This is a genomic window from Dyella thiooxydans, from assembly GCF_001641285.1.
GTDB lineage: Bacteria > Pseudomonadota > Gammaproteobacteria > Xanthomonadales > Rhodanobacteraceae > Dyella_A > Dyella_A thiooxydans.
On the sequence record NZ_CP014841.1, the window covers coordinates 3,207,651 to 3,221,292 of the forward strand.

At 69.1% G+C, this 13,642-nt stretch carries 10 protein-coding genes; 5 read left to right on the top strand and 5 right to left on the bottom strand.

The genetic code is table 11. The annotated features are described in order from the left end of the window. Nucleotides 1–110 precede the first annotated feature (110 nt). Entirely contained in the window at nt 111–1,133 is a 1,023-nt protein-coding gene (locus tag ATSB10_RS14565) for a LysR family transcriptional regulator (RefSeq protein ID WP_063673479.1), read from the top strand. On the opposite strand, the gene ATSB10_RS14570 is transcribed toward ATSB10_RS14565, so the two are convergent. After that, on the bottom strand, nt 1,079–1,876 hold the full coding sequence (locus tag ATSB10_RS14570) for an undecaprenyl-diphosphate phosphatase (RefSeq protein ID WP_157469275.1): 798 nt from the start codon (nt 1,874–1,876) through the stop codon (nt 1,079–1,081). The genes ATSB10_RS14565 and ATSB10_RS14570 overlap by 55 nt on opposite strands. 675 nt (nt 1,877–2,551) lie before the next feature. Here ATSB10_RS14570 and ATSB10_RS14575 point away from each other — a divergent pair. The 4 genes from ATSB10_RS14575 (at nt 2,552) to glnA (ending at nt 6,704) form a co-directional block, all read left to right on the top strand. Next, the gene (locus ATSB10_RS14575) at nt 2,552–3,313 is read left to right on the top strand and encodes a TorF family putative porin (RefSeq protein ID WP_063673480.1); all 762 of its coding nucleotides are present in this window, start codon (nt 2,552–2,554) and stop codon (nt 3,311–3,313) included. Nucleotides 3,314–3,382: 69 nt separating this feature from the next. After that, nucleotides 3,383–3,721, top strand: coding sequence for a P-II family nitrogen regulator (locus ATSB10_RS14580; RefSeq protein ID WP_063673481.1), 339 nt, complete (start codon nt 3,383–3,385; stop codon nt 3,719–3,721). 94 nt (nt 3,722–3,815) lie between these two features. After that, a complete protein-coding gene (locus ATSB10_RS14585) occupies nt 3,816–5,099 on the top strand; it encodes an ammonium transporter (protein WP_063674515.1) in 1,284 nt (427 codons plus the stop codon). 195 nt (nt 5,100–5,294) lie between these two features. After that, nucleotides 5,295–6,704, top strand: coding sequence for a type I glutamate--ammonia ligase (gene glnA / locus ATSB10_RS14590; protein ID WP_063673482.1), 1,410 nt, complete (start codon nt 5,295–5,297; stop codon nt 6,702–6,704). Nucleotides 6,705–6,771: 67 nt separating this feature from the next. On the opposite strand, the gene ATSB10_RS14595 is transcribed toward glnA, so the two are convergent. The 4 genes from ATSB10_RS14595 to ATSB10_RS14610 all read right to left on the bottom strand — a co-directional run bounded on the left by ATSB10_RS14595 (nt 6,772) and on the right by ATSB10_RS14610 (nt 13,469). Then, entirely contained in the window at nt 6,772–8,076 is a 1,305-nt protein-coding gene (locus ATSB10_RS14595; RefSeq protein ID WP_063673483.1) for an MFS transporter, read from the bottom strand. Beyond that, entirely contained in the window at nt 8,073–9,023 is a 951-nt protein-coding gene (locus tag ATSB10_RS14600) for a PfkB family carbohydrate kinase (RefSeq protein ID WP_063673484.1), read from the bottom strand. The genes ATSB10_RS14595 and ATSB10_RS14600 overlap by 4 nt, the downstream gene beginning before the upstream one ends. Continuing rightward, complete coding sequence (locus tag ATSB10_RS14605; protein WP_236886431.1) at nt 9,016–10,881, bottom strand: alpha-amylase family glycosyl hydrolase; 1,866 nt, start codon at nt 10,879–10,881, stop codon at nt 9,016–9,018. Before ATSB10_RS14605 ends, ATSB10_RS14600 begins: the two co-directional genes overlap by 8 nt. A gap of 83 nt (nt 10,882–10,964) precedes the next feature. After that, on the bottom strand, nt 10,965–13,469 hold the full coding sequence (locus ATSB10_RS14610) for a TonB-dependent receptor (RefSeq protein ID WP_063673486.1): 2,505 nt from the start codon (nt 13,467–13,469) through the stop codon (nt 10,965–10,967). Nucleotides 13,470–13,642 lie beyond the last annotated feature (173 nt).

Genomic DNA, 13,642 nt, shown 5'->3' on the forward strand with positions numbered 1-13,642 from the left:
GGGGAGTCGGCGAGGCCCGGGAGAATAGGTACACTGTCCGGTATAGAAAACCGTCGTTTGGTGCAATGCAATGGTGACTGTCAGTCACCAATCGCCTGAGGAAAGCCCTGATGGAAGACTTTTCCGCTATCTCAGTCTTCGTTCGCGTGGTCGAGGCCAACAGCTTCGCCGCCGCCGCCGCCCAGCTCGGCATGACGCCTTCCGGGGTCAGTCGCGCGGTGTCCCGGCTGGAAGCCCGGCTCGGCGCGCGGCTGCTGTTCCGCTCCACCCGCTCGCTGCGGCTGACCGAGGACGGCGCGGCCTTCCATGCCCGCTGCAGGGAGATCCTCGCCGACCTCAGCGAGGCGACCGAGGCGCTGGGCGAGGCCAGCCGCGAGCCGGCCGGCAAGTTGCGTGTGGGGTTGTCATTGGGCGTGGGACGGGCCGCGCTGATCCCGCGCCTGGCCGAGTTCGAGAAGCGCTATCCCGACATCCGGCTCGAGTTGCTGATGAGCGACCTGCCCGGCGACCTCAACGGCGAGGGCATCGATTGCGCGATCCGCGTCGGCCAGCTGGAGGACTCCAGCCACATCGCGCACAAGATCGGTTACCTGCGCAACGTGGTGCTCGCCTCGCCCGATTACCTCACGCGGCATGGTGCCCCGGCCGGTATCGAGGACCTCAGGCACCATCGCTGCATCAACTACGTGTACCCGAACGGCAAGCCGCGGCAGTGGCAGTTCGACGGACCGGACGGGCGGGTCGAGGTGGACATCGACGCCCACCTGCTGATCAACGACGGCGAGTCGGTGATCCAGGCGGTCAGCGAGGGGCTGGGCATTACCCAGGCGCCGCACCTGTTGGCCTCGTGCCTGCTCAGCAAGGGCATGCTCGAACTGGTGATGACCGACGTGCGCTCCACCGGCAAGCCGGTGTGGATCGTCTACCCGCAGAAGCGCCACCTGTCGGCGCGCGTGCGCGCCTTCATCGGCTGGGTGCGCGAGCTGTTCGACGCGCTGAATGAGCCGGATGTGCTGAAGCGCCCGACGATGCCCGCGGTGCCGGCACCGTCGGTGGTGGCGAAGGCCCCGGCGCGGGCTCAGCTGCCCAGCGGCATCCAGGCCAGCAGCGCCAGGCCCAGCGCGATGCGGTAGATCGCGAAGGCGGTGAAGCGGTGGGTGCGGATATAGCCGAGCAGCCACTTCACCGCCGCGAACGCGACCACCGCCGATACCACGAAGCCGACCGCCAGCGCGGTCCAGTCCTCGTGCGCGGCGCCGCCGTTCTTCAGCACCTTCAGCAGCTCGTAGCCGGTGGCCGCGTACATCGTCGGGATGCCGACCAGGAAGGCGAACTCGGTCGCAGCGGGCCGATCGCCGGTACCGGCCAGCAGCGCGGTGAAGATCGTTGCCGAGGAGCGCGAGGTGCCCGGAAAGATGCCCGCCACCATCTGCGCGACACCCACCAGGATCGCCACGGTCCACGTCACCTGCGTGCTGGGTGGCCGCCGTGCAGCGAGCTGCTCGGCGGCAATCATCCACACGCCGCCGATCACCAGCGCCCAGGCCACCGGCGTTACCGTCTCCGGCAGCTTGAAGCCATGCTTCACCGCGATCAGCCCGAGCACCGCGGTGATCAGGAAGGCGACGGTCAGCTTGGCCAGGTAGTCGCGGTTGGCCGGATCGCGCCACTGCGTCAGCAGCTGCCAGATGCGCTTCCAGTAGATCAGCGTGACCGCCAGGATCGCCCCGGCCTGGATGCCGACGTTGAACAGGTCCGATCGTGCGCCCAGTCCGAGCTTTTCCGCGATCAGCAGGTGGCCGGTGCTGGAGATGGGGAGGAACTCGGTGATGCCTTCGATGATGCCGAGGAGGATGACGCGGAGCAGATCGATCACTGGAGCGGGCCTTGGCGCGGGGACGGCCACCGTGGCCGCCACAAAGGGCGACAGCATACGGGCTGCGGCTGCGAAATGGCCTGCGGAACCGGGGCGTTCGCCGGGCAACGTCGAGACCGATCATCCGTGGATTTTCCGTGCGGCGTTGCAGCGTTCTTGTAACGAAATGTGATAAGCAACGCCCAGGTCACCTTATTGCAATGCAGCAAGTCATAAGGCAGGATCAAACTGCAGCAAGGCTCTGGCTGCACCGCGAGGCAGCGCAAGTCACGCGCCTGCGATTAGCTGGAGCCGGCAGCGGGGAGACATTCGCCTGGCCGGGCGCGCGATATCCGCGACGCCGCCATCGTTGCCTCCGACCCCTGCCGAATCATGCGGCTTGCTGGACGTGAGCCCGCCTCTTCATCGCCCGCCGCCTGTCGGCTGGCCGATCCGCCACACACCCTGGATCCAGCCGCCCGGCCGCGCCGCGCGGTGACGGGACCGGCTGGCCGCTGCGCCGGCCCGACGGGTCAGGGCGCTTTCGCGCTGTAGCGAGCTACTTGCTTACCGATAACTCGGTCGGGCGGTCGCGTCCCCTGTTCGGGGCGACCGTCGCTGGCCTGGTCATGCGTTCCATGCACGGACGTCCAGACGTCGTGTGCGGGGCGCTCACTCTGGCACGGGAGAGGGTCGATGAAACGAAGTGTGCAGCGGTCGATGTGGGGGGCGGCAATGATGGCGGTGATGGTCGCCATGCCGGCGATGGCGGCCGACGCGCCGCAGAGCTCGGTGGCGGGAAGCGTGGCGGTGGTCAACGACTACCTGTTCCGCGGCCTGTCGCAGACCAACTGGAAGCCGGCGGTGCAGCCGGGCATCGAATACGACCATGCCAGCGGCTGGTACGTCGGTGCCTGGGGCAGCAACATCAGCTGGCTGTCCGACGCGTCGACCGACGCCGCGCACATCTCCAGCAGCCTGGAGCTGGATTTCTATACCGGCTTCCGCGGCAGCCTCGCCGGCGACTGGAGCTACGACGTCGGCCTGTACGAGTACTACTACCCGGGCAGCTACCCGAGCGGCTTCACCCGCCCCTACACCACCGAGGTCTACGGCTCGCTGGGCTACAAGGGCGTCACGCTGAAGTATTCGCATGCGCTCACCAACCTGTTCGGCTTCGCCGACAGCAAGAACTCGGGCTACGTCGACCTTTCCTACAACGTCGAAGTCAGCCCGGGCTGGACGCTCAACCTGCACGCCGGCCACCAGAACGTGAAGAACGTTTCCGGTGCCTCGTACAGCGACTGGAAGGTGGGCGTGACCAAGGCCTTCGACCACGGCTACTCGGTGTCGCTGGGCTACTACGACACCAATGCCTCGCGCAGCGTCTACAGCAATGCCTACGGCCACTACGTCGGGCGCGCCACCGGCGTGCTCACGCTCAGCAAGTCGTTCTGAGCGGCTTCCTGGCGGCGACCGGGGGGTCGTCGCCTTCCACGTGAATCAAGCCATGCGGGGGAGACAGGCATGAAATTGATCAGTTGCATCATCCGGCCGTACAGGCTCGACGAGGTGCGCGATGCGCTCGCCGCGGCGGGCGTGAGCGGCATCACGGTGACCGAGGTGCGCGGCTTCGGACGCCAGAAGGGGCATACCGAGATGTACCGCGGCGCCGAATACGTCGTGGACTTCCTGCCCAAGCTGAAGGTGGACGTGGTGGTCACCGACGAGCAGCTCGACGGCGCGCTGGAGGCGATCCAGCAGTCCGCCAGGACCGGCAACGTGGGTGACGGAAAGATCTTCGTCAGCCCGGTCGAGCAGGTCGTCCGCATCCGCACCGGCGAACTCGACGCCGATGCCCTCTGACTCCGCTTCCACGAGGTCTTCCATGAAAGAGATCGCGCTTTCCCGCTCCGCCCGGGCGCTCCCGGCGTGGGCAATTCTGTTCGCCGTGCTGTGCATGCTGCTCGTGTCGCCGGTCAGCCATGCCGCCGAGGCGGCACCCACCGTCGACAAGGGCGATGTGGCCTGGATGCTCACTTCCACCCTGCTGGTGCTGCTGATGACGGTGCCGGGCCTGGCCCTGTTCTACGGTGGCCTGGTGCGCTCGAAGAACGTACTGTCGATCCTGATGCAGGTGATGACGGTGTTCTCGATGATCGTGGTGCTGTGGGTGATCTACGGCTACACGCTGGCCTTCAACGGCGGCAACGCCTTCATCGGCAACCTGGACAAGCTGTTCCTCAAGGGCGTCACCAAGGACAGCCTGGCCGCCACCTTCACCACGGGCGTAGCCTTGCCCGAATACGTGTTCGTGGTGTTCCAGTCGACCTTCGCCGGCATCACCGGCGCGCTGATCGTCGGTGCGTTCGCCGAGCGCATGCGTTTCCGCGCGGTGCTGGTGTTCTGCGCGCTGTGGTTCACCTTCGCCTACCTGCCGATCGCGCACATGGTCTGGTACGGCCCGGACGGCTTCATGTTCGCCAAGGGCGCGCTGGACTTCGCCGGCGGCACGGTGGTGCACATCAATGCCGGTATCGCCGGCCTGGTCGGCGCCTACTTCGTCGGTCCGCGGCTGGGCCTGGGGCGTGAGTCGATGAAGCCGCACAACGTGACCTTCACCATGGTCGGCGCGGCGATCCTGTGGGTGGGCTGGTTCGGCTTCAACGCCGGTTCCAACCTGGAGTCGAACGCCGGCGCGGCGCTTGCCTTCATCAATACCCTGGTGGCGACGGCGGCGGCGGTGCTGGTGTGGCTGCTGATCGAGGCGGTACACAAGGGCAAGCCGTCGATGGTCGGCGGCGCGTCGGGCGCGGTGGCCGGTCTGGTGGCGATCACGCCGGCCTGCGGCACGGTCGGTCCGATGGGCTCGATCGCGATCGGCGCGGCGGCCAGCCTCGCCTGCGTCTGGGGCGTGACCGGTCTGAAGAAGCTGCTGCGTGCCGACGACGCGCTGGACGTGTTCGGCGTGCACGGCGTGGGCGGCATCGTCGGCGCCCTGCTCACCGGGGTGTTCAGCGCCCCGATGCTCGGCGGCACCGGTTACGGCAGCGGCAACAGCACCATGCTGCAGCAGGTCGGCGTGCAGGCGCTGGGCGTCGGCGTGACCCTGGTGTGGAGCGGCGTGGTCTCGGTCATCGCCTATCTGGTGGTGAAGCTGATCTTCGGGCTGCGGGTCTCCGCCGAGGCCGAGCGCGAGGGTCTGGACATCACCTCGCACGGCGAGAGCGCCTACGAAGGGTGAACCTTGGGCGCGCCCGCGTCGTGGAACGGGCGCGCCCCTTTTTAGTGCAAAATCCGGTTATCGTTGCCCACGTTTGATGCGTCAGCTCGCCCCGCCGTCCCCGCGAACCGCATGCCAGCGCGGCGCGCGACCGGTACCGGGGGTGGCATGGCGCTTGCTAAAACCCTGCTGCCAATCCACCACCGAGGTTCTTCCATGTCCGTTGCCAAAGTGCTTGACCTGATCCAGGAGCATGACGTCGAGTTCGTCGACTTCCGCTTCGTCGACATGCTGGGCAAGCAGCACCACGTCACCTTCCCGGCCCACGCCATCGACGAGAGCACCTTCGAGGACGGCAAGATGTTCGACGGCTCGTCGATCTCGGGCTGGAAGGGCATCAACGAGTCGGACATGATCCTGATGCCCGATGCCGACACCGCCTACATCGACCCGTTCAGCGGCCACCCGCAGCTGGTGCTCCACTGCGACGTGCTCGAGCCCTCGACCATGCAGGCCTACGGCCGCGACCCGCGCTCGATCGCCAAGCGCGCCGAGGCGTTCCTGAAGTCCACCGGCGTGGCCGACACGGCGTTCTTCGGTCCGGAGCCGGAATTCTTCATCTTCGACTCGGTGCGCTGGCAGAACGACATGGGCCGCGTGTTCTACGAGATCGAGTCCGAGGAAGCTTCCTGGAGCTCGCGCTTCAAGTACGACGAGGGCAACACCGGCCACCGTCCGGGCGTGAAGGGCGGCTACTTCCCGGTCAGCCCGGTCGACTCGCTGGGCGACCTGCGCGCCGACATGTGCAAGGTGCTCGAGGCGCTTGGCCAGACGGTCGAGGTGCACCACCACGAGGTGGCCAACGCCGGCCAGTGCGAGATCGGCGTGAAGTTCAACACGCTGGTGAAGAAGGCCGACGAGCTGATCACCCTGAAGTACGTGATCAAGAACGTCGCCCACCAGAACGGCAAGACCGTCACCTTCATGCCCAAGCCGATCGTCGGCGACAACGGCAGCGGCATGCACGTGCACCAGTCGCTGTCGAAGGACGGCAACAACCTGTTCGCCGGCGACCTGTACGGCGGCCTGAGCCAGACCGCGCTGTGGTACATCGGCGGCATCTTCAAGCACGCCAAGGCGATCAACGCGTTCTCCAACTCCGGCACCAACAGCTACAAGCGCCTGGTGCCGGGCTTCGAGGCGCCGGTGATGCTGGCCTACTCGGCCCGCAACCGTTCGGCCAGCTGCCGCATCCCGTACGTGTCCAGCCCGAAGGGCCGTCGCATCGAGGTGCGCTTCCCCGATCCGCTGCAGTCCGGCTACCTCACCTTCACCGCGCTGATGATGGCCGGCCTGGACGGCATCCTGAACAAGATCGACCCGGGTGCGCCGTCGGACAAGGACCTGTACGACCTGCCGCCGGAAGAGGAGAAGAACATCCCGCAGGTGTGCTCCAGCCTCGACGCCGCGCTGGAAGCGCTGGACAAGGATCGCGAGTTCCTCAAGGCTGGTGGCGTGTTCACCGACGACTTCATCGATGCCTATATCGAGCTGAAGATGAAGGAAGTCACCGCCTACCGCGCCAGCACCCACCCGCTGGAGTTCCAGATGTACTACGCGATCTGACCGCCGCGGTCGGATGCGACGAAGGAGGGGAGCCGCGAGGCTCCCCTTTTTCGTGGGCGGACGCCGGTCAGTGCGCCGGGCGCTTCACGCGCAGCGCCAGCAGCGCCGCGGCGAGCAGGCCGATGCCGGCCAGCCGGATCACGTTCTCCGGGTTGTCGCCCAGCACGCGGTGGTAGAGCAGCGGCACGGTGAGGATCTGGATCAGCATCGGCAGCACGATGAAGCCGTTGAAGATGCCCATGTACACGCCGGCGCGCTCCGGCGGGATGCAGCCGGCGAGCATCGCGTAGGGGTTGCCCATCAGGCTGGCCCAGGTCAGGCCCAGGCCGAGCATCGGCAGCAGCAGCCACCACGGATCGTGGATCAGCGGCAGCGCCAGCAGGCCGAGGCCGCCGAGGGTGAGGCAGATCGCGTGCAGCACCGGCGCGCCCATCCGTCGCGCCAGCGGCAGCATCGCCAGCGCCGCGACGAACGCCACCGCGTTGTAGAAGCCGCCGATGCGCCCGGTGACCAGCACCGCCTCGCCGAAGCCGGCCGAGCCGGCGTCGGTGCTGCCGTAGAGCGTGCGCGCCAGCGACAGCGTGATGTATTCCCAGTAGCAGAACATCGCGTACCACTGGCACAGCATCATCACCGCGAGCTGGCGCATGGTCGGCGGCATCTGCCGGACCGCGTCGACGATCTCCGCCAGCGTGGCGCGCAGCGAGCGCGGCCGTGCGCGCAGGGCGGCGCGCTCGGCCGCGTCCAGCGGCAGCTCCGGCGTGGTCCACGCCGACCAGCCGACCGAACCGATCGAGAACACCGCGCCGATCACGAACGCGGTCACCACCGCATACGGGATGCCGTGCGCGTTGGTGGCGGTCAGGTCGAGCCCGGCGAACACCAGCAGCGACGGGGTGAGGTAGGCCAGCGTCTGCGACAGCCCGGTGAACGCGCTCTGGGTGAGGAAGCCGGCGCTGTGCTGGGAGGCGTCGAGGCGGTCGCTGACGAAGGCGCGGTACGGCTCCATCGTCACGTTGTTGGCCGCGTCAAGGATCCACAGCAGGCTGGCCGCCACCCACAGCGCCGGACTGAACGGCATCGCCAGCAGGCACAGGCTGCAGATCAGCGCGCCGATCAGGAAGTACGGCGTGCGCCGGCCGAAGCGGCTGTCGGTGCGGTCGCTCATCGCGCCGATCAGCGGCTGCACCAGCAGGCCGGTGATCGGCCCGGCCAGCCACAGGTAGGGCAGGGTGGCGTCGTTCGCGCCCAGGTACTTGTAGATCGGGCTCATGTTGCTCTGCTGCAGCCCGAAGCTGAACTGGATGCCGAAGAACCCGACGTTCATGTTGACGATCTGCCAGAACGCGAGGCGTGGCTTGTGCATCGTCATGCGGTGGCTTCCCCGGAGTCGGCATGATGGGCCGGCCTGCGCCAGCGAGCGTACACGGCCGGATCGGCCGGCAGCGCGCCGCGCCAGCCGCAGCTGGCGCTGGCGAAGGCCACCGCCCGCTCCAGCACCGCCTCGGCGGCCTCGCCCTGCGCCAGCCCGGCCAGCATCATGCCGCTGAAAGCGTCGCCGGCGCCGACGGTGTCGACGATCCGCGCCAGCGGCGGTGCCGGCGCGCGGGCCGTGCAATGCCCTCCGGCGTCCCAGGCGACGGCACCCTCGCCACCGTGGGTCACCAGCAGCGTGCGCGCGCCGGTGCGCTCGCACAGCGCGGCGATACCGGCGTCGCGGTCGCCCGGCACGGGCACTTCGGCGGGGCCATCGAGATCGAGCCAGCCGAGCAGCCGCCCCAGTTCGTCGTCGCTGAGCTTGAGCACGCGGATGTCGCGCAGCAGATCGAGGATCACCGACGGCGCAGGCCCTGCCTCGCGCCAGTTGAGGTCGACGTAGGCGCGGTGCGACAGCGTCGTGCGGATCGCCGCCAGCGCCTGGCGCGACGGGCCGGCACGCAGCGCCAGCGTGCCGAAGTACAACCAGGCGCCGGGCCCTACGCGCTGCGCGACCGCCACCGCGTCGGCCGCGTCGATGCGGTCGAACGCCTGCGCGTCGGGAATCTCGAACGCGTGCCCTTGCGGCTGCTCGTGGACGAGCACGCGTGCGGTCTCCGCATCCGCCCGCGCATCGTCCAGCGACAGCCCGAAGCGCGCGGCGGCGGCGCGCAGCGCGTCGCCCGCCGGATCGCGGCCAAGCCGCGTCACCAGCCGTGGCAGACAACCCAGCGCCGCCAGGTGGCAGGCCACGTTGAACGGTGCGCCGCCGGGCACCACGCCGTCGGCGAAGGCGTCCACCAGCGCCTCGCCGAATACCAGCGGCCGCGAGGGTTCACGCATCGCCCGGCTCCCGTTCCGGAATGATCCACAGCGTGGCCCACGGCGCCAGCGTGCGCAGGCGGCCGGTGTCCTCCACGCCGCTGGAGATCGCGCCGCGCGCATCTGCCGGCAGGCCGAGCGCCGCCAGGTCCACCGCCACCGGCTCGCGGCCGAAGTGGAACAGCGCCAGCGCGCCCGGTCCGCGCCGCAGCGCGAGCAGGCCGGGGTGACCGGCATCGACCACCTGCACCGCTTCGCGCGCCGGGAAGCCGGGCCGTCGCCGCGCCGCGACCAGCGCCCGCAGCGCCGCGAAGGTGGTGGCGGGCACGCCGCGCTGCTGCTCCAGCGCCGCCATCGCCGCGGCCGACAGGTGCGGCCGCTGCAGCCAGCGACCGTCCGCGGCGATGCGCCCGCGGTCGGCCGGGTCGGCGTTGTTGCCCTGGCCCAGTTCGTCGCCCATGTACAGCAGCGGCACCGCGCCGACCCACAGGGCCAGCGCGTGCATCAGCACGAAGCGGCGCACGGCCGCCGGGTCCGGTGCCACGTGCGGATCGTCCGGCAAGCCGACCAGCGCCGCGGCCATGCCGTTGCTGCCGTGGATCGCGTCGTCGTCGCCAGCCTGGAACGCCGCGCCACGGGCGAAGCTGCCCGGCACCCGGCCCTCGAGGAACGCCGCTGCGCGGCCGATCCGCTGATGGAAATCCCCGCCCGCCGATTCCACCAGCGGGCGCAGCACGTTCCACACGATGTCGTCGTGGCAGCGTACGTAGGTGATCCAGCCGGTGCCCGGCGGGGTCGCCGGCGTGCGGGCCAGCAGCTGCCGCGGCAGCGCCGCGTCGCCTTCGGCCAGGGCCGCCCACGCGCTGGCCATCAGCCCGCTGTGATAGGCGAGCTGGCACTCCTGACCGCGTCGGTCGCCCTCGCCGAAATACGGCATCACCTGCTCGACCGGGACGATCGCCTCGGCCTTCAGCAGCACGCCCGGCGCCACCAGCGTGGCGCAGGCGCGCAGGGCGGCCAGCACCACGTGCACCTCGGGCTGATTGAGGCAGTTCGTACCGGGCCGCTTCCACAGGAACGGCGCCGAATCGAGCCGGAACACCTCCACGCCGCGGTTGGCCAGCCGCAGCATCGCCTGCGCCATCTCGGCGAACACCGGCGGGTGCGCGTAGTTGAGGTCCCACTGGAACGGATAGAACGTGGTCCACACCCAGCCACCCATCGCCGGCACGTGGGTGAAGTTGCCCGGCGCGGCCTGCGGGAACACCTCACCCAGCGTGGCCTCGTAGGCGTCCGCCCGCGCGCGGTCGGCGAACACGTGGAAGAACGCCCGCTTGTCCGCATCGCCGGCCATCGCCGCGCGGGCCCAGGCGTGGTCGTCGGCGACATGGTTGAGCACCAGGTCCGAGCACAGGCTGATGCCGGCCTCGCGCAGCTGCGCGGTGAGCGCCTCCAGGTCGGCCATGCTGCCGTAGGCCGGCTCCACCTCGTCGAAGCTGGCCACGGCGAAGCCGCCGTCGCTGTCGCCGCTGCGCGCGCGCAGGAACGGCAGCAGGTGCAGGTAGTCCACGCCGAGCCGGGCCAGATGGGGAATCCGCCCGGCGACGCCGGCCAGCGTGCCGCCGAAGCGGTCCACGTAGGCCGAGTAGCCCAGCATGCGCTGCTCGATGAACCAGTCCGGCCGCGACTCGCGCTGGCGGTCCAGCGCGGCCAGGTCGTGCGGCCGCGCCACCGCGAGCGTACCCAGCGCCTGGCACAAGTCGCCGAGCCACTCGGCGAAATCCCCGCGCTCGCCATAGAGCGAGGCGAGGCGGTCGACCAGTGCCTCGCCGGCGCGGTCGAATCGCTGCGCCCCCTCGGCCTGGCGGTCGGCGGACATGGCTTCGAGGAAACGGCCGCGGGCCGTCGCGATCCAGGCGGATCGCGACGGCCCGGCCGCGGGGGAGTCGGCTTCGTTCAAGGTCACAGGCGGTAGTGCCAGCTGGCGTAGATGGTGCGGCCGAGGATCGAGCGCGCGGTGTTCAGGCCGTTCGCGGTGACGCTGCCAGGGCTCTGGTCGATCTCGGTCAGGCCGGTGGCGTTGAACAGGTTGTCGGCCTGCAGCGTGATCGCGTTGCGGTCGTTGACGTTGTAGCGGGCGAACGCGTTCACCTGGGTGTAGCCCGGCATCACCAGCCCGTTCGGGTTGGTCGCGTACGACTTGGTGGTGCCCAGCACGGTGGCGCCGAGGTCGAAGTCGCCCACGTGCCAGGTCGGCGCCAGCTGGTACACCCAGGTGGCCTGGCGCTGCGGCACGTTGCCGACGTTGGCCGGGGTGATCGCGTCCCTGGTGATGCGCGAGTGGGTCCAGGTGACGCCGCCGCGCACGCTGAAGCTGCCGTAGTCGACCGAGCCTTCCACCTCCAGGCCGTGCGCCTTGTAGTTGCGGCTGATCAGCGACTGCGTCTGCGAGGTGACGTCCTGGTTCTGCTCCTGCGTGGTGGCATAGAACGCGGTGACGAACAGGCTGGTGTGGCGGGTGTTCCACTTCACGCCGCCCTCGTACTGCTTGACCACGTTCACCGCCACGCCGTCGGGCGCGGTGCCGTTGTCGAGCAGGCCGCCGCCGAACAGCAGGCGGTCGGCGTTGAAGCGCGCGCCGCGGCTGGCGCGGCCGAACAGGGCCAGTTCGTCGGTGAGCAGGTAGTTCGCGCCGAACGAGTATTCCAGGTGGCTCTTGGTGTAGCGGATCGGCTTGGCGGCGTTGTTGTCCACCACCGGCACGGTCTGCTCAGGCACCTGCAGGGTGCCGTCGTTGTTCACGTCGATCGGGGTCACGCCGCTGGCGCCGGCGTAGCTGCCACGCGCCCGCATGCGGTCGTAGCGCAGGCCCGCGTCGATCTGCCAGGCGCCCGGCTGCCACGATAGCGAGACGTACGGCGCGTCGGTGTCGTAGTGCGCGTCGTACGAGCGTACGCAGCAGTTGCCCCAGTACGGCGTGCCGTAGGCGACCAGCCCGTTCTGGGTGAGCTTGTTGCCGTTGGCGTCGTAGACGTCGAGCAGGCTCGCGTCCTTGCCCTGCACGGTTTCCAGGTAGGTGTTCCAGTGCCAGTCCTGCACGATGTCCTGGCGCGAGTGGTAGTAGCCCAGCAGCAGCGACAGCGGGCCGCTGTCGAGCTGGAAGTCGCGCTTGAGCTTGATGTCGTTGGTGGCGTTGTCCATGTTCGGCAGCGTCACGTTGAACAGGTGCACCCGCGTGGCCAGGCCGTTGCCGCCCACCGCGCCGGCGGCCACCGGCTGGCCGGCGTTGGGGCCGGTGGCGTAGGCCAGGGTGGCGCCGGCGCCGCCGATCTCCTGCGCCAGCGCGCTGGCGGTGTTCACTTCGGCCGGGTAGGGGCCGACGAAGTCGCCGCTGTTGGAAGCGATGCGGAACTGCTCGTGCAGGGTCCACTGGTCGCCGAGGTCGAACTTGCCCTCGCCGCCGAACGCGCGGACCTTGGAGTGGTAGCCATCGGACAGGTCGGTGACCTTGCGGTTGCCGTTCGCGTCGATCGCCAGGTCGCGCAGGAAGTACGGCGACTGCAGCGCGCCGTCGCGCAGGTTGAAGCCCGGCAGCGAGCGCACCGTCGGGTTGCCGTTGCTGCCGGTGATCGACACCGGCACCGGCAGGTACACCGGTGCCTTGTCGTCCAGCAGTTGCGCGCTCAGACGCAGGAAGCCACCGTCGATGTCGTGGGTGACGTTGGCCATCAGCTGGCCGCCGGACTGCGCGGTGTAGTCCACGCTCTTCGGGCCCTCGCCGCTGCGCAGGAAGCCGCCGAAGTGGAAGCGGGTGCTGTCGCTCACCGGCTGGCCGTAGTCGAAGTCCAGCCGCTTGCTGTCGTAGTTCAGGCCGGTGGTGAGGCCGATGTCGCCGCCCTTTTCCTGGCCGGTCTTGGTGATGAAGTTGAACACCGCGCCGGGCGCGTTGCTGGCGAACACCGACGAGGAGCCGCCGCGCACCACCTCGACGTGGTCGATGTTGAAGTCCGGGCGCAGGAAGGTGTCCGGCGTGGCGAAGGCGATGTCGCCAAACTCCAGCACCGGCATGCCGTCCACCTGGAACTGCACGAACTTGCCGCCGCCGGAGGCCACCGGCAGGCCGCGCACCGAGATGTTGGCGTTGCCCTCGCCGCCGGACGACTCGGCGCGGATGCCGGGCACGTCGCGCAGGATGTCCGAGGCGCTCTGCGCGCCGCTGTCGGCCAGCTGGTCGGCCTCCAGCGAGCTCACCGAGATGCTCGAGCTCATCTTGCTCAGCGCGCCCGGCGAGGCGGTGACCACCATCTGGTCGAGGTTGACCGCCTTCTTCTCGGCCTTGGCGGTGGATGTGTCGCCCTTGCCCGGCCGGGCGTCACCCGCGGCATCCTGGCCCATCGCCAGGGCCGGCAGCAGGGCCAGCGCCACGGCGACGGCGAGCGCGTGCTTGCGGACAGCGTGCTTGTTCATCGTTCTCTCCCCATGCGGTGAAAGAAGCCGCGCCTCGTCCCCTCGATACCCCGGGCGGGCCGACCTCCGGATCGTTTGCGGATCCATCGTCGGCCTCAGTGCAATCGATTGCAATGCGCGTTGCAGCAGGGTTCCCGCGCCTTGCATGAAAACGTTTTTAGCAGCTCCCATCA